Here is a 15,870-nt window from a genome sequence, read left to right on the forward strand (position 1 = left end):
TACGTCGAGCACTTCGCGTACGTCGAGCACTTCGCGTACGTCGAGCCGTTCGCGTACGTCCGGCCCTTCGCGTGCGTCCGTACGGTGTTCAGCTCACCTGGTGTCGCGCAGCCTGCGCCACGGGGTGAAGGTGAACACGGCGCCGCCCAGCAGGATCGCCGTCCCCGCGACCAGGCCGAGCGCGCGCAGGGTGCCGGTGCCCTCGGCCCCGGTGGCGGCCAGTCCGCCGCCGGAGGCCGTGCCGCCGGCGGTGCCCGTGGAGCCCGAGGTCGTGGAGCCGGAGGCGCCGCCCTGCTGGGCGGTGGTGTCGAGTTCCAGCGACGGGGTCACCGAACCCTTGACCTTGCACGGGATATTGATCTTCGAGGCGCCCAGGGTGACATCGATCGTCAGGGTGCCGGGGCTGAGCGTGGACTTCCCGGACGCGCCCGGCTTGTACGTGCCGGTCATGTCGGAGAGGTCGACGGGCTTGCCCAGCTCCAGCGGTTCGGCGTTGGCCGGGCCGGTGACCTTCACCGAACCCCTGTCGGCGCCTGAGATGACGACGTCCATGGACGGCTTGAGCGCACCGGCGGGCAACGCGGCCGGGCTGTCCATCACGCCCTTGGCCGTCTTGACCGTGAGCGCGTAACTCCCGCCGCTCTTCTTGGCGTTGATCGTCACCTTGGACGATATGTCGGCCGGTCCGGGGGACGTACAGGCGAAGTGGACGGCGACTTCCTTCCCGGGGAAGTCGGTCTGGCCGCCGCCGGAGCCGGAGGTCGTGCCGCCCGCGGTCGTGGAACCGGAGGTGGTGGAGCCGGAGGTCGTACCACCGGCCGTGGAACCGGAGGTGGTGGAGCCGGAGGTCGTACCACCGGCCGTGGAACCGGAGGTCGTGCCGCCCGCGGTGGCGGAGCCGCTCGTGGAGCCGCTTGTCGTGCCACCCGCCGTGGAACCGGAGGTCGTACCGCCCCCGGTCGTGGCTCCGCCGCCGTCCGTGACCTTGATGGTCGCGCCGGCCTTCACCGTCTCCTTCGGACTGCACTTGGTGTCCGTGGAGATCGGCTTGGAGACGTTGATGTTGTACGCGTCCGGCGTCAGCGTGATCTCACCGGCCTTCTCCAGCTTCAGCGTGCCCTTCATGTCGGGCAGCACCATGGCGCTGTTCTTCGGGATCGGCGGGTTCTGCCGCGGCCCCTCCATCTGCAGGGTGCCCGTGGCCGCGCCGCCCACCTTGATGGTGCCGGTCGGCTTGACCGTGTCCTTGTCCAGATCGAGCATGTCGGGGTTCTTGGAAGCGGCCTCGACCGTCTTCCACACCACCTCGACGGTGTCCCCGACCTTGGCCTCGGCGGGCGCGGTCAACCGGACCACGGTGGTGCCCTCCACGGGCGGCAGTCCGGAGACGGCCGGGGGTATGCACTCCGTCTTGTACGAGGTGTCGGCGGCCTGGGCCGGACTCGCGACCAGCAGCATGCCCGCGCCGCCGAGCATCATCGCGACTCCCGCCGCGACCGTCCTCCGTTGCGTACTCACGAATGTCCCTTCGTCGTCGGTCTGTTCTCTGACGGTGCGGAATCCGGTGTGAACCACGGCAGCGCGGCCGTGGTGGTGGGCGGGGGCGCGGCCGCGGGGCCCCCGGCGGGCCCCGGTACGCGGCGCAGCTTCGGGAGCCGGGCCGTCGCCCCGGCCGGTTGCGGGTGGCGGTGGCGCCTGGTGCGTGCCGGGGTGCGCGAGGTGCGGGGCCGTACCTTGTCGACGATCGCCATGCCGATCCGGAACACGGCGGCCGGCACGACGACGCACAGCAGGATCCAGAAGAGGGTGACGCCCCAGGGGCGGCCGACCCCCCACGGCTGCTCGGCCAGCACCTTGCTGCCGTACTTCAGCGACACCTGGTAGTCGCCGTGGGCGCCCGCGGTCAGTTCGACCGGCAGCTTGATCTGCGCCTTGCGACCGGACTCGATGGTGCCGCGCCACTGCCGTTCCTCCCACTGCGGGGCGAGGACGCCGTGCGCGGTACCGACCTGGAAGACCGGGTCCTTGACGGGAGCGGACCCCAGGTTGCCCACGGTGAAGACCAGTTGGCGGGAGGGCGGGGCGCCGAACCAGGTGAGGATTGTGCTGTCGCCCTCCAGCCGGGTGGTGGCCAGTACCGCGAGCCTGCCGCCCTCGGTCTCCTTCGGCAGCGCGGCGACCGGGTGGCCCGCGACGACGAACACGGCGTCGGCGGTGGCCTGTTCTCCGGTGACGGTGGCGACGTGCACCACGCAGGGGCAGGGTGCGGGCGGCTCGGCGACCGGCATTTTCTTGCCGAAGTCGCCCTTGGCACCGGTCGTGACGGCACGGCCCTCGGCATTGGCGCAGGAGTTGGTGCCGCCGATCACCCCGCGGTCCGGGGTGGACTGTCCGCAGATCAGCATCATCAGGAGCGTGTTGGGCCGCCAGCCGCTGCCCTTGACGGTGATCTCGCCGCCCTTGCCCGCCTGCTGCTTGGAGAGGGTAACGACGGGCTTCGCGTCCACGGCTGTCGCCCCCGCCGCGTCGGCGCCGGTCGCCAAGAGCATCAGCAGGGCGGCCAGCAGTGCGCCGAGCAACGCGGCGAGCAGCGGCGCGGCGGCCCGTCGGTGGCTGCCGCCGCGGAGTGTTGCCGGTCCGGCCTGTCCAGTCACGATTCCGCTCCCGCCTTCACCAAGTGCCTGCTCTCGGAGTGCTGTTGATCTGCCGGGGACTGTCCGGGCGGGCTGCTGCCGCCGTCGCGGTCGTCCGGTGTCCGGACGCGGGCGCGGGCGCGGGCGCGCCGGTACGCGTACGCGATGACGGCCGCCAGGATCAGTAGCCCGCCGCCGGTCATCGGAACCCACGGGACGAAGACCGCGCGGGCCGTCGCCTCGCCGTGCGCGCCGCCGGCCGCCGTGACGCGCAGCCGTACGGTCACCGAGTCGAGCGCCGGGGCGTCCCGCCATGGTTCGCCGAGCCTGACGCGCTGTCCGGGCAGCAGCTCCACCGGCAGTGCGCGGGCCTCGCGCCGCAGCAGCCGCCGCCCGAACGCCCCGTCGGCGCCGACGGCGATCCGCGGGGCCAGGACCGTGTTGCCGCGGTTGACCAGCGTGTAGTGGATGGTCCGCCCGGACACGGTGACGTCCTCGACGGTGAGCGCGCCCAACGTCGGCCCGCCGACGCGTAGCTGGATGCGCACACCGACCGAGCGGTCGCCGCTTTGCACGACGATGGCGCCGGGGTGGTCGCCGGGCGTCGCACCCGTCGGCACCGTGACGGAGAACGGCACCTCGGCGCGGGTCCGGGCCGGCACGGTCACCTCGGCGGCGGCGGTCCGCAGCCAGGCACCGGTCCCGGTGGAGCCCTTGCCCTCGCGTACCGCGAAGCCGCCGTCCTCCGCGTTGTACGCGTCCGCCCCGCGCAGCCGTACGGTGACCGGGACCGTACCGGGGTTGGTGACGGAGAGCCGGTCCTGGAGGACGGTGCCGGGCGGGCCCTCCAGATAGAAGTACGGTCTGCCGCCGCCCGTACCAAAACCGCTCACCGCGGGCTGCGCCGTCCACGACGCGGTACTCGCGGGCGTCGGCGTCCGGGCCTCGGCACCGGCCGCCGGGGTCAGGGCGAAGGTGAACAGCAGTACGGCGAGGACGAGTCGCCCGACGATAGCGGGTCGGGCGGCGTGACCGGGCGGCGACGGCATGGGCGGCTCCCTGGAACGTGACGGCGGCCGGCTCGTGGACTGGGGGCGTCTTCCGGATCCGGCCGGTCCAAAAGACGCACCCTGACGCCCTACCGGCCCACGGCCCCCTGCCCGCGCCTGGTCAGCCAGAGCACCCCGGCCGCACCGGCCAGCAGCACCGTGCCGCCGAGCGTGCCGAGCGCCACCGCCGAATCGAGCGGACCGGTCTTCGGCAGCTGCCCGCCGTCGTCCGGGGTGCTCTGCGCGTTGCCCGCGGCCGTCACGTCGAGCTGGAGCGAGGGCCCCGGGTTGTTGGAGGGGGTGCAGGTCGTGGTCGTACCGAGCGCCTTGATGGTGAGCACACCGGCGGTGAAGTCGACCTTGCCGCTCTTCTTCGGGGTGTACGTACCCGACAGGTCACTGATCTTGATGGAGGTGTTGGCGGGTATGGCAGCGGAGTTCGGCGCGCCGGAGACCTGGACCTGGCCCTGGTCGGCGCCTCCCACCTTGATGATCGCGCCGGGTTTCATCGCACCCTTGCCGAGTTCGACGGGGCTGGACGAGACGCCCTTCTGGAAGGACATCGTGAGCTTGTAGCCACTGCCGCTCTTGACGCTCTTGATGTCGATGGGAGATACGGCGCTCTTGTCGCCGATCGGGGTCTTGCACTGGTAGTTGACGTCCACGACCGTGGCGTGGGCGGCGGGCGCGGCCATCAGCACCACCGCGCCCGCCAGCGCGGACGCCAGCGCGAGAGCTGTTCGCTTCTGGTAGGACACCTTGAGTTCCCCTCACCACTTAACTGACGACACATCAGATCGGGCGCTCAAGGTACGCCCGAGGCCTTGTGGAGGGAAGACAAAGAGCGCGCCGATCCGGCGCGCTCTTCAGTGGTGCATATACGGGGCCGCACGCCCCCGGGACCGGACACGGAACGACGCGACGCCCGGACGTGGGACTACGTGGAACCCGGACCCGGGACTACGCGATGCCCGGACCCGGGACTACGCGATGCCCGGATTCGGGACTACGCCGGGGCCGCCAGCTCCGCCCAGACGGTCTTGCCGGCCAGGCCCGTCACCCGCAGGACCCCCCAGTCCAGGCAGAGCCGCTGCACGATGAACATGCCGTGCCCGCCGGGCCGGCCGGCCCGGTGCGGAGTGCGCGGCGCGGGCTGCCCCGCACCCGAGTCGACGACCTCCACCCGCAGCACCTTCGCCGTGCAGGCGATACGCAGTTCCTCGGGGCCGTCCGCGTGCAGACAGGCGTTGGTGACCAGCTCGGAGACGACCAGCAGGACGTCCTCGGCGGCGGCCCGTCCGTCGGCGCTCGTCGCGGGGAGCCAGTCCCAGTCGTGAAGCGCCTGACGGGCGAAGTCACGGGCCGTCGGCACGATGCCGCCGACCCCCCGCAGCGACAACGTGCGCCACTGCCGCTCGACCGGCTCGGGGGAGGCCGCACCGGCGCCCGCGTCCGCGCCCGTGCCGGCGCCCTCCGGCTCGCGGCCGAGGTCGCCCGGCGGATGCTGCCGGGTGGTGCTCATCAGCGCTTCACCTCACCGATTCACCATGTCGCCATTGAACAGTTACAAGTACAGGTACACGTACAGATACGGAGTGCGGGGCTCTTTCATGGTTCCGCCCGGTGTCTTCTGCCCGGCCGAATCGCGACAACACCCACTTCGCCTACGTGGCTCGCGTGACACGGGCAACACATGAGGCCCCCGGAGTCGCGAAACGCGCCGCGATCAGGTATCCAGGGCCTCTTCGAGGGTGTCGTGGACGGTGAAGACCGCCTCGGCCCCGGTGATCTCGAAGACCCGCGCCACCACCGGCAGCATTCCGGCCAAATGGACCCCTCCCCCGGCCGCCTCCGCCTTGAGGCGGGCACCGAGCAGCACGTTCAGCCCGGTGGAATCACAGAATTCGAGTCGCGAGCAGTCGACCACCAGGCGCACTCGCCCTTGCTCGACCGCGCTCTCCAGGGGTTCTCGCAGCAGATCCGCCGTGTGGTGATCCAGCTCACCCACCGGCGTCACGACCTCGCTGCGCCCCTCGGTTCGGGTCTCGACATGAAGCCGACCCCGGTTCGCACTGCCGACCGTCCCGCGGTCCATGCCCGTCCCTCTTCGTCGTCACTGCTTGCATCACTGCCTGCGTCACTGCCTGCATCTCCGCGTGCGCAGATTCGTTGTAGCCGTCGCTGACGTTCTTGAAACAGTACGCGTTCCGTACGCCACGTGGTAGCCGAAGACCTCAACAAACCGGACATACAGCAACATTTATCGCTTGTAACTGCCTGTCCGGACCGGGTAAGGGTAGGGGGACACCCAAAACACGGCCGGCTTCGGAGGCGCCGCTTCACCGCAGGAACACGTATGGGCATCGGCAGCCATATGCCGAGAACGATGGAGGAGACCCATGTCACCCCGGCTCGACGAACCGCGTACCCACGACGCGACGTCAGCACGTCCTCAGGGACCGACCCACTCAGACTCCCCTGCCGCGAACGCCGGAAACGGCACGCGCACCAGCGACACCAGTGCTGGCACCACGACCAGCACCACCCCCACCAGCACGAACAGCAGCACCGCCGTCGGCACCGCCGTCGGCACCGCCGTCGGCACGGTCGACGGCCACGACGTCGCCCACGGTCTCGAAGAACTTCCCGAGATCCCGCCCTATGACGAAGTGGACGCCCTGGACGCCAGGGCACTGTCGAAGACGCTCTTCGAGCGGCTCGAATCCCTCGAAGAGGGCACCCACGAGTACTCGTACGTACGCAACACGCTCGTCGAACTGAACCTGGCCCTGGTCAAGTTCGCCGCCTCCCGGTTCCGCTCCCGCAGCGAGCCGATGGAGGACATCATCCAGGTCGGCACCATCGGCCTGATCAAGGCGATCGACCGCTTCGAGCTCAGCCGGGGCGTGGAGTTCCCGACGTTCGCGATGCCGACCATCGTCGGCGAGATCAAGCGCTTCTTCCGCGACACCAGTTGGTCCGTGCGCGTCCCGCGCCGACTGCAGGAGCTGCGGCTGGACCTGGCCAAGGCGGGCGACGAGCTCGCCCAGCAGCTGGATCGTTCACCCACTGTGAGCGAGCTCGCCGACCGCCTCGGCATCACCAACGACGAGGTCGTCGAGGGCATGGCCGCGAGCAACGCGTACACCGCGAGTTCGCTGGACGCCAAGCCCGAGGAGGACGACCACGAGGGCGCGCTGGCGAACCGGATCGGCTACGAGGACCACGGGCTCGAAGGCATCGAGTACGTCGAGTCCCTGAAGCCGCTGATCGCCTCGCTGCCGGGCCGGGACCGCACGATCCTCTCGCTCCGGTTCGTCGCCAATATGACGCAGTCGGAGATCGGTGAGGAGCTGGGCATCTCCCAGATGCATGTGTCGCGGCTGCTCTCCCGCACCCTGGTCAAGCTCCGGAAGGGCCTGACGCTGGAGGAGTGAACGGGCACCTCGCACACCCGCGGAGCACCCGCGCGTCGCGTCGCGCGCCCCTTGGGCGCGTCGCGCGCCCCTTGCGGAAGGACCTGCCCGGGCAACGGGCGGGTCCTTCCGCATGCGTGACGGCGTGCCACATGCCTCCGGCGCCGTACCGGTTCAGGCGACGCGTTCGCCGCGCCGCCAGACCGCGTGGACCAGCGGGACGCCCGGCCGGTAGGCGAGGTGGACATGGCTGGGCGCGTCGAGGAGGACCAGGTCTGCGCGGGCGCCGGGGGCGATGCGGCCGATGTCCGTGCGGCGCAGGGCCGCGGCGCCGCCCGCGGTGGCGGACCAGAGGGCCTCGTCCGGGGTCATGCCCATGTCGCGTACGGCGAGGGCGATGCAGAACGGCATGGAGGACGTGAACGACGAGCCCGGGTTGCAGTCGGTGGAGAGCGCGACGGTGGCGCCCGCGTCGAGGATGCGGCGGGCGTCGGGCCAGGTGGCGCGGGTGGAGAATTCGGCGCCGGGGAGCAGCGTGGCGACGGTGTTGCCCTGGGCCAGGGCGTCGATGTCCGCGTCGGTGAGGTGGGTGCAGTGGTCGGCGGAGGCGGCGCCGAGTTCCACGGCGAGCTGGACGCCGGGGCCGTGACCGAGCTGGTTGGCGTGGACGCGGGGGTGCAGGCCCTTCGCGATGCCCGCGGTCAGGATCGCGCGGGCCTGGTCGCCGTCGAAGGCGCCCTTCTCGCAGAAGACGTCGATCCAACGGGCGTACGGGGCACAGGCGTCGAGCATCGGCCCGGTGACCAGGTCGACGTAGCCGGCCGGGTCGTCGGCGTAGTCCGGGGAGACGATGTGGGCGCCGAGGTAGGTGACCTCTTCGGTGTGCTGGGCGGCGATGCGCAGGGCGCGGGCCTCGTCCTCGACGGTGAGGCCGTAGCCGGACTTGGTCTCGAAGGTGGTGGTGCCCTGGCGCAGGCCCTCGGCGAGGTATCGGGCGACGTTGGCGGAGAGTTCGTCGTCGGTGGCGGCGCGGGTGGCGGCGACCGTGGTGCGGATACCGCCCGCCGTGTAAGGGCGGCCGGACATCCGGGCGTTGAACTCCTCGGTGCGGTCGCCCGCGAACAGGAGGTGGGAGTGGGAGTCGACGAAGCCTGGGATCGCCGCCCGGCCGCCCGCGTCGACGGCGTTGTCAGTGGCGGGTGCTTTGCTTGACTCACCGGTCCAGACGACCCGATCGCCCTCGATGACGACGGCCGCGTCCCGGATCAGGCCCAGGGGGGAATCCGCGCGCAGGGAGGGGTCGTTGGTGACCAGGCTGGCGATGTTGGTAATGGCGGTCGTCGTCATCGGGAGACTGCTCTCCTTGTGTATCGGCTTGCGGGGCGGCGGGGCGGTCAGTGGTGGAGTGCGGCGATGGCCGAGGCCAGCGCTGCGGGGACGTCCCCGACCAGGGTGTGCTGCCCGTCGCGGACGATGTGCCGTCCTGCCACGACCGTGTGCCGCACATCGGCTGCGGAGGCGGCGAATACGGCTGTTTCGGCGGCGAGCCGGGGCACCGGTCCCGCTGTTCTGACGGAGTCCAGGGCGACGGTCGCCAGATCGGCGGGCGCGCCGGGTTCGAGGACGCCCGCCTCGGGCCGGCCGAGCGCGGCATGTCCGTCGGCCGTCGCGGCGCGCAGCAGGGCGGCCGCTGTCCAGTGACCGCGCGTCCGGGTGCGCAGGCGCTCGTTGAGTTCCATCGCCCGGGCCTCTTCGAAGAGGTCGATCACGGCGTGGCTGTCGCTGCCGAGGGAGAGCGGCGAGCCGGCGCGCTGGAGGGCGGGGGCGGGGCCGATTCCGTCGGCGAGGTCGCGTTCCGTGGTGGGGCACATGCAGGTGCCGGTCGCCGAGGAGCCGAGGAGCGTGATGTCCTCGTCGGTGAGGTGGGTGTTGTGGATGCCGATGGTGCGCGGGCCGAGGACCCCGTGGTCGGCGAGGAGCCGGGTGGGGGTGCGGCCGTGGGCGGCGAGGCAGGCGTCGTTCTCCGCGGTCTGTTCGGAGAGGTGGACATGGAGCGGTGCCTGCCGTTCCTCGGCCCACGCGGCCACGGTGGCGAGCTGCGCGGCGGGGACGGCGCGCACGGAGTGGATGGCCGCGCCGATCAGGGCGTGGTCGCTGCCCTTGAGGAGGGAGGCGCGTTCGGCCCAGGCGTCCGCGGTGGTGTCGGAGAAGCGCAGCTGGTGCTGGTCGGGCTGCTGGTACTGAGTGGGGCGCCGGCCGAATCCGGCGGAGAGGTAGGCGGTGTCCAGCAGCGTGATCCGGATGCCGGCCTCGCCCGCGGCCGCGATCAGCGCCTCGCCCATGGCGTTGGGGTTGTCGTACGGGGTGCCGCCCGGCGCATGGTGCAGATAGTGGAATTCGCCGACCGCGGTGATGCCGGCCAGGGCCATCTCGGCATACACGGCACGGGCGAGGTCGTAGTACGAGTCGGGGGTGAGCCGGGAGGCGACCTGGTACATGGTCTCGCGCCAGGTCCAGAAGGTGCCGGAGCCGACCTGGACGGTGGAGCGCAGGGCCCGGTGGAAGGCGTGCGAGTGGGTGTTGGCGAGCCCGGGAAGGGTGAGCCCGCGCAGCACGGTGGCGCCCGGCGGCGGTGTGGCGACGCCGGTGCGGACGCCCGCGATGATTCCGCCGGACACGTCCAGGGCGACGCCCGGCTCGACATGGGTGCCGAGCCAGGCGTGGGACAACCAGTACGTCACGGTGACGGGCCGGCCCGTCGACTCCGTTGTCAGCTGCACGCGAGACCTTCCAGTACGTCGGCGAGTGCGGTCACCCCGGCCACACAGTCGTCCTCGGCGGCGTGCTCGGCCGGCGAGTGCGAGATCCCGGTCGGGTTCCGTACGAACAGCATGGCGGTCGGGACCGAAGCGGACAAAATACCCGCATCGTGTCCGGCGCCGGTGCCGAGGACGGGTACGGCGCGGTCGGCGTCGCCCCGGCCCGTCAGGATCTTGCCGAGCTCGTCGCGCAGGGCGTGCTCGAACTCCACGACGGGCGTGAAGGACTCCCGTACGACATCGAGGTCGATCCCGGCCCGCTCGGCGTGTTCCCGGGCGGCCCGCTCGATGCCGCCGACCACGGCGTCGAGGCGGTCCTGGTCGGCGGCGCGGGAGTCGAGCCAGCCACGGACGAGGGAGGGGATGGCGTTGACCCCGTTCGGCTCGACGGCGATCTTGCCGAAGGTGGCGAGGGCGCCGACGAGCTCCGCCTCGCGGCGGGCGGCCAGCACGGTCTCGGCGTACGTGAGCATCGGGTCGCGCCGGTCGGCCAGCCGGGTGGTGCCGGCGTGGTTGGCCTCGCCCCGGAAGTCGAACCTCCAGCGCCCGTGCGGCCAGATCGCGGAGGCGATGCCGACCGGGTCGCCGGTGAGGTCGAGGGCGCGCCCCTGCTCGACGTGGAGTTCCACGAACGCGCCGATACGGGCGAGGCGTTCGGAGTCGGGGCCGATGGTGTCGGGGTCGTATCCGGCCGCTTCCATGGCCTGCGGCAGCGTGATGCCGTCGGCGTCGGTGAGCCGGTGTGCCGCCTCGACGGTCAGCTGCCCGGCGGCGAGCCGGGAGCCCACACAGGCGAGCCCGAAGCGGGCCCCCTCCTCGTCGCCGAAGTTGCTGATGGCCAGCGGCCGGGTGAACCGCACTTCCCTGCGCCGGAGTTCATCGAGGGCGGCGAAGGAGGAGACCACACCGAGCGGCCCGTCGAAGGCGCCACCGTCCGGTACGGAGTCGAGGTGCGATCCAGTGACGACGGCATCGCCGGCGAGGGGGTCGCCGAGCCAGGCCCACTGGTTGCCGTTCCGGTCGACCTCGTAGGTGAGCCCGCGCGTCTCGGCCTGCGCCCGGAACCAGGCACGGCAGTCGGCGTCCACCCCGGTCCAGGCGTAGCGGCGGTAACCGCCGCTGCCCTGGTGCCGGCCGATGGGCGCGAGCTCGCGCCACATGGCCTGGAACGACGGCGCACTGCCCCCGGCGTTGTCCGCGGCGCCGGGGGCAGCCCCGGCGGCCCCGGCGGCCCCAGCAGCCTCGGTCACAGGCCCAGCAGCCCCATCGGCCCCATCGGCCCCAGCCCTGTTCCGTTCCCCGGTCACTGCCCCTCCGCCATCGGCACGCGGACGCCCTTGTCCGCGGCGACCGACTCCGCGATGTCGTACCCGGCGTCGACGTGCCGGATGACGCCCATGCCCGGGTCGTTGGTGAGCACCCGGCGGATCTTCTCGCCCGCCAGCTTCGTACCGTCGGCGACGGTCACCTGCCCGGCGTGGATGGAGCGCCCCATGCCGACGCCGCCGCCGTGGTGGATGGAGACCCAGGAGGCGCCGGACGCCACATTGACCATGGCGTTCAACAGCGGCCAGTCGGCGATCGCGTCGGAGCCGTCGAGCATGGCCTCGGTCTCCCGGTACGGGGAGGCCACGGAGCCGCAGTCCAGGTGGTCGCGCCCGATGGCCAGCGGGGCGGCCAGCTCGCCGGAGGCCACCATGTCGTTGAACCGCTCGCCGGCCCGGTCGCGCTCGCCGTAACCGAGCCAGCAGATCCGGGCGGGGAGTCCCTGGAAGTGGACGCGTTCGCCGGCCATCTTGATCCAGCGGTGCAGCGACTCGTTCTCCGGGAAGAGTTCGAGCATCGCCTTGTCGGTCTTGTGGATGTCGGACGCCTCACCGGAGAGCGCCGCCCAGCGGAACGGCCCCTTGCCTTCGCAGAAGAGCGGCCGGATATACGCGGGCACGAACCCGGGGAAGTCGAACGCCCGGTCGTAGCCGACGAGTTGTGCCTCGCCGCGGATGGAGTTGCCGTAGTCGAAGACCTCGGCCCCGGCGTCCATGAAGCCGACCATCGCCTCGACGTGCTTGGCCATCGACTCGCGTGCGCGCCGCGTGAAGTCGGCGGGCTTCTCGGCGGCGTACGAGGCCATGTCGTCGAAGTCGATTCCGAGCGGAAGGTACGAGAGCGGGTCGTGCGCGCTGGTCTGGTCGGTGACGATGTCGATCGGCGCGCCCTCGGCGAGCATCCGCGGCAGCAGCTCCGCCGCGTTGCCCAGCAGACCGATGGAGAGCGGCTTGCGGGCGTCCCGGGCCTCGGTGGCGAGTTGGAGCGCGTGCTCCAGGGAGTCGGCGCGCACGTCCAGGTAGCGGTGCTCGATCCGGCGCTCGATGGCGCGCGGGTCGCAGTCGATACAGATCGCGACGCCGTCGTTCATCGTCACGGCGAGCGGCTGGGCGCCGCCCATGCCGCCGAGTCCGGCGGTCAGGGTGATCGTGCCGGCCAGCGTCCCGTTGAACTTCTTGGCCGCGACGGCAGCGAAGGTCTCGTAGGTGCCCTGCAGGATGCCCTGCGTGCCGATGTAGATCCACGATCCGGCGGTCATCTGGCCGTACATGGTGAGGCCGAGCGCCTCCAGGCGGCGGAACTCCTCCCAGTTCGCCCAGTCGCCCACCAGGTTGGAGTTGGCGATCAGGACGCGCGGCGCCCACTCGTGCGTCTGCATGACGCCGACCGGACGGCCGGACTGGACGAGCATCGTCTCGTCCTGCTTGAGCGTCCGCAGCGTACGCACCATGGCGTCGAACGAGCGCCAGTCGCGCGCCGCCTTTCCGGTGCCGCCGTAGACGACGAGCTTGTCGGGGTGTTCGGCGACCTCGGGATCGAGGTTGTTCTGCAGCATGCGCAGGGCGGCCTCCTGCTGCCATCCCAGGGCACTCAGTTCCGTACCGCGCGGTGCCCGTACGGGGCGGGGTCCTGACATGGCGATGCCTCCTCGCGTTTTGTAAATCTTCTATTCACATCTTGATGTTCTGAATACTCGTAGTCAACAGCCCTCGCGCCGTTGTCCGGAACGAAGGCGCCCGACCGCCCCGCACGCACCTCCCGCGCGCCCGCCGAAGATCCCTTGCGCATGTACCCATGGAAAATGCCAGAACCCCTGCCTGGGGCGAGCACGTTGCGTAGCCTCGGAGTCACAGCCGTACGCCACGTCGGGAGGGGAGTGCGCGTGCCCGGAATCGACGAGTGCCTGCTCGAAGTCATGAGGCTGCCCGGCGCCCGCGGCGCCGCGGTGGTCGACTGGACGAGCGGCCTCGCCCTCGGCACCATCGGTGAATCGCCCAACGGCGACCACGAGGCCACCGCCGCGGAGACGGCCGAGGTCGCGCGGATGGCGGCCGAGCAGCCCGCCTTCGCGCTGGAGGCCACCGGACCGTCCACCGGGTTACCCGACGGGGCGGTCGGGGGAGCGCCGCCCCCGGTCGAGGACGTCATCGTCACCACCAGGGCCGGGTACCACATCCTCCGTTTCGTCGAGACCGCCTTCGACAGCAGCGTCTTCGTCCATCTCTGGCTCGATCGCGCGGAGGGCAATCTGGCCCTCGCCCGGATACGGCTGGGCGAGATGGCCCAGCGGCTGGTCCTGGCATGAGAACCGCCCCCGCGCCGGTCGCGCCCCTCTCCCCCATGCTGCAGCGCCTCGCCGCCGAGCGTGCCACCGGCGCCCTGATGCGCGACCGCGGCACCCTGTACCTCGCCGAGGGCCAGGTGGTGCACGCCGAGAGCCCCGCGACACCCGGTATAGACGTCCTGCTCACCACGGGCGGCGCCCTGCACCGCGACGGCTGGTGGGAGGCGGTCGCCAGTGCCGGCGCCGGGCAGCGGGTCGGCCGCTATCTGGTGGACAGCGGGCAGGTGCCGGGCGGTGCGCTGGAGCTGTGCCACCTGGGCGCGCTGTACGACGCGGCGTTCTTCGCACTCGCCCCCACCCGCACCCCGGCCCGCTTCCGCTACGGGGTCTCCCACTGGATCGGCCCCGTCCGCCCCGTCCCCGTCGATGCCGTGCAGCGCGAGACGCTCCGGCGCCGGGAGCTGCTGGAGCGGATCTGGCCCGACGCGGCGGGCGACAGCGCACCGCTCGTGCGGACGGACCGCTCCGTCGACACACCCGTTCCGCCGGGCCGACGCCGCGTGCTCGATCTCGTGGACGGGGTGCGTACCGCATCGGACATCGCCCAGGAGCTGGGCAGGCCGGCGTTCCATGTCCTGGTCGATCTGCGCCGCCTGGCCGCGGCCGGACTGGTCGCAGCGGTACGGGAGTTGCCGGCTCCGGCCGGCTCCGGCCGGATCGCGCTTCCGGAGGTCACGGCCGACCCCGACGTCGCGCTGCTGCGCCGGCTCCGAGACGCATTGGAGGCCCTGTGATACGCGCGCTCAGACAGCGTGCCGGGAGGAGACAGCTGATGGTGCCCGAGGCCCAAGCCCAGGATGTGCTGGCCGAACTCCAGCGGTTACGGGCCCGGGTCCCGCTCCTCTCCGGCGCCCTGGCGGCCAGCACCGACGGTCTCGTCCTGGCCCATGACACCCCGGGCGTGGAGGCGGAGGGCGTCGCCGCACTGACCGCGGCCGCGCTCGGCGTCGCGATCCGGATGGCGGACGCGACCGGCCGAGGCGGCTTCCGCGAACTTCTCGTCCGCGGCGGGAGCGGCTACATCGCGACGTACGCCGCGGGCTCCTCGGCCGTCCTCACGCTGCTGGCCGAGGACCGGATCAACGTCGGCAGGCTGCATCTGGAGGGCCGCCGGGCAGGCACCCGCATCGGCGAACTGATCGACACCGCGATGGAACGCGCCGCACAACCGGCGCCCCCGGCCCGCGCCCCCGAGCGGCCCGCCCCGCAGCCCGGCCCGCTGCCGCACCGCACGTAACACCACACGCCCCGGAGAGAACCCAAGGATCCGGTCGACCCGGCCGGCCAGGAAAGGAAACGAGCTCGCATGTCGAACACCGAAGCGTCACTCAAGGAAGCGATGACGTCCATCGAGGGCACCCTCGGTATCGCCCTCGTCGACTACACCAGCGGCATGGCGCTGGGCACCCTCGGCGGCGGCAAGGACTTCAACCTGGAGGTCGCGGCCGCCGGCAACACCGATGTCGTACGCGCCAAGCTCCGCACGATGGAACACCTCGGCCTCCAGGACGAGATCGAGGACATCCTGATCACGCTGGGCACCCAGTACCACCTGATCCGGCTGCTCAAGGCCCGTGGCAGCAACGGCCTGTTCCTCTACCTCGTGCTGGACTCGGGCCGCGCCAATCTGGCGATGGCCCGCCACCAGCTGAAGCGGATCGAGGCCGAACTGGAGGTCTGACCCGGCGGGCCTCAGCGCCGGCGCCGCGCCCCACCGGGCGCGGCGTCGCCGGCCATCGGCCCGGTCGTCCGGTACCCCTTCACCTGCTTGCCCGTGGGCCGGCCGCGCTCCACCCAGTCGGTCCGCACCCAGTACAGGGCATCGTCCCGGTGCTCGCGCCGCCCGATCCGGACGGCCTTGATCCAGAGCCCGGCCCCCGCTCCCGCGAGCACCAGCCCGCCGGCCCCGGGCAGGACGAACGCGCTCGCCACGGCCACGAGGAACGCGCCGAGCAGCCACCACCGGTGCCCGCGCCGCCAGTTGCGTACGGTCACGGCCCGGTCCTGGAGGAAGTCGGACCGCCCTGCGCGGGTGGCGCCCCCGGCCAGTTCCGCGTACCGCCGGCCGCGTACGAGGGCCACCGCGGCCGCCGTGATCAAAAACAGCGCCGCCCCGGCCAGCAGCCCGATCCGGCGCCCGGTGAGTCCGGGCACCAGTGCGCCGATCGCCGCGGCGAGCAGCCCCGGCCACCACAGCGGTGCGGCTCCGGCCCGTACGATCACGGCCACCCTCGCCAACGACTGCGCTCCGCGCCCCACGTCCGTACCCCTCTCCACAGCTCC

16 protein-coding genes are annotated in these 15,870 nt (G+C 71.8%); 5 read left to right on the forward strand and 11 right to left on the reverse strand.

The window, feature by feature from the left end; all coding sequences use genetic code 11:
* Window positions 1–93: 93 nt before the first annotated feature.
* The 6 genes from OH735_RS14460 to OH735_RS14485 all read right to left on the reverse strand — a co-directional run bounded on the left by OH735_RS14460 (window position 94) and on the right by OH735_RS14485 (window position 5,777).
* Window positions 94–1,476, reverse strand: coding sequence for a hypothetical protein (locus OH735_RS14460; RefSeq protein ID WP_406386558.1), 1,383 nt, complete (start codon window positions 1,474–1,476; stop codon window positions 94–96).
* 38 nt (window positions 1,477–1,514) lie between these two features.
* The gene (locus OH735_RS14465; RefSeq protein ID WP_406381906.1) at window positions 1,515–2,654 is read right to left on the reverse strand and encodes a hypothetical protein; all 1,140 of its coding nucleotides are present in this window, start codon (window positions 2,652–2,654) and stop codon (window positions 1,515–1,517) included.
* The gene (locus OH735_RS14470) at window positions 2,651–3,682 is read right to left on the reverse strand and encodes a hypothetical protein (protein WP_406381907.1); all 1,032 of its coding nucleotides are present in this window, start codon (window positions 3,680–3,682) and stop codon (window positions 2,651–2,653) included. The genes OH735_RS14465 and OH735_RS14470 overlap by 4 nt, the downstream gene beginning before the upstream one ends.
* Before the next feature lie 89 nt (window positions 3,683–3,771).
* Window positions 3,772–4,440, reverse strand: coding sequence for a peptidase (locus tag OH735_RS14475; RefSeq protein WP_406381908.1), 669 nt, complete (start codon window positions 4,438–4,440; stop codon window positions 3,772–3,774).
* A 248-nt stretch (window positions 4,441–4,688) separates the two neighbouring features.
* Window positions 4,689–5,204: an ATP-binding protein gene (locus tag OH735_RS14480; protein WP_406381910.1), complete on the reverse strand. Its 516-nt coding sequence runs from the start codon at window positions 5,202–5,204 to the stop codon at window positions 4,689–4,691.
* Window positions 5,205–5,408: 204 nt separating this feature from the next.
* On the reverse strand, window positions 5,409–5,777 hold the full coding sequence (locus tag OH735_RS14485) for an STAS domain-containing protein (RefSeq protein WP_406381911.1): 369 nt from the start codon (window positions 5,775–5,777) through the stop codon (window positions 5,409–5,411).
* Between the two features lie 304 nt (window positions 5,778–6,081).
* Here OH735_RS14485 and OH735_RS14490 point away from each other — a divergent pair, with 304 nt between their 5' ends.
* Window positions 6,082–7,119: an RNA polymerase sigma factor SigF gene (locus OH735_RS14490; RefSeq protein WP_406381912.1), complete on the forward strand. Its 1,038-nt coding sequence runs from the start codon at window positions 6,082–6,084 to the stop codon at window positions 7,117–7,119.
* A 153-nt stretch (window positions 7,120–7,272) separates the two neighbouring features.
* Here OH735_RS14490 and hutI read toward each other — a convergent pair whose 3' ends face one another.
* From hutI to hutU, 4 genes are all read right to left on the reverse strand, one after another.
* Complete coding sequence (gene hutI / locus OH735_RS14495; protein WP_406381913.1) at window positions 7,273–8,445, reverse strand: imidazolonepropionase; 1,173 nt, start codon at window positions 8,443–8,445, stop codon at window positions 7,273–7,275.
* A gap of 47 nt (window positions 8,446–8,492) precedes the next feature.
* Entirely contained in the window at window positions 8,493–9,878 is a 1,386-nt protein-coding gene (locus tag OH735_RS14500) for a formimidoylglutamate deiminase (RefSeq protein ID WP_406381914.1), read from the reverse strand.
* Complete coding sequence (locus OH735_RS14505) at window positions 9,869–11,077, reverse strand: allantoate amidohydrolase (RefSeq protein ID WP_406386559.1); 1,209 nt, start codon at window positions 11,075–11,077, stop codon at window positions 9,869–9,871. Before OH735_RS14505 ends, OH735_RS14500 begins: the two co-directional genes overlap by 10 nt.
* A 143-nt stretch (window positions 11,078–11,220) precedes the next feature.
* Complete coding sequence (hutU, locus tag OH735_RS14510) at window positions 11,221–12,879, reverse strand: urocanate hydratase (RefSeq protein ID WP_406381915.1); 1,659 nt, start codon at window positions 12,877–12,879, stop codon at window positions 11,221–11,223.
* A 246-nt stretch (window positions 12,880–13,125) separates the two neighbouring features.
* On the opposite strand from hutU, the gene OH735_RS14515 reads away from it, so the two are divergent.
* The 4 genes from OH735_RS14515 (at window position 13,126) to OH735_RS14530 (ending at window position 15,268) form a co-directional block, all read left to right on the forward strand.
* Window positions 13,126–13,548, forward strand: a complete 423-nt coding sequence (locus tag OH735_RS14515; protein WP_406381916.1) for a hypothetical protein — start codon at window positions 13,126–13,128, stop codon at window positions 13,546–13,548.
* Entirely contained in the window at window positions 13,545–14,321 is a 777-nt protein-coding gene (locus tag OH735_RS14520) for a transcriptional regulator (protein WP_406381917.1), read from the forward strand. The genes OH735_RS14515 and OH735_RS14520 overlap by 4 nt, the downstream gene beginning before the upstream one ends.
* A gap of 38 nt (window positions 14,322–14,359) precedes the next feature.
* Window positions 14,360–14,824: a roadblock/LC7 domain-containing protein gene (locus OH735_RS14525; protein WP_406381919.1), complete on the forward strand. Its 465-nt coding sequence runs from the start codon at window positions 14,360–14,362 to the stop codon at window positions 14,822–14,824.
* A gap of 69 nt (window positions 14,825–14,893) precedes the next feature.
* Entirely contained in the window at window positions 14,894–15,268 is a 375-nt protein-coding gene (locus OH735_RS14530; RefSeq protein ID WP_406381920.1) for a hypothetical protein, read from the forward strand.
* An 11-nt stretch (window positions 15,269–15,279) separates the two neighbouring features.
* Here the strand turns inward: OH735_RS14530 and OH735_RS14535 are convergent, their stop codons facing one another.
* On the reverse strand, window positions 15,280–15,816 hold the full coding sequence (locus OH735_RS14535; RefSeq protein ID WP_406386560.1) for a hypothetical protein: 537 nt from the start codon (window positions 15,814–15,816) through the stop codon (window positions 15,280–15,282).
* Window positions 15,817–15,870: the final 54 nt, after the last annotated feature.

The sequence above is a fragment of the Streptomyces sp. NBC_01618 genome (assembly GCF_045209435.1).
In the GTDB taxonomy this organism is placed as follows: Bacteria; Actinomycetota; Actinomycetes; order Streptomycetales; family Streptomycetaceae; genus Streptomyces.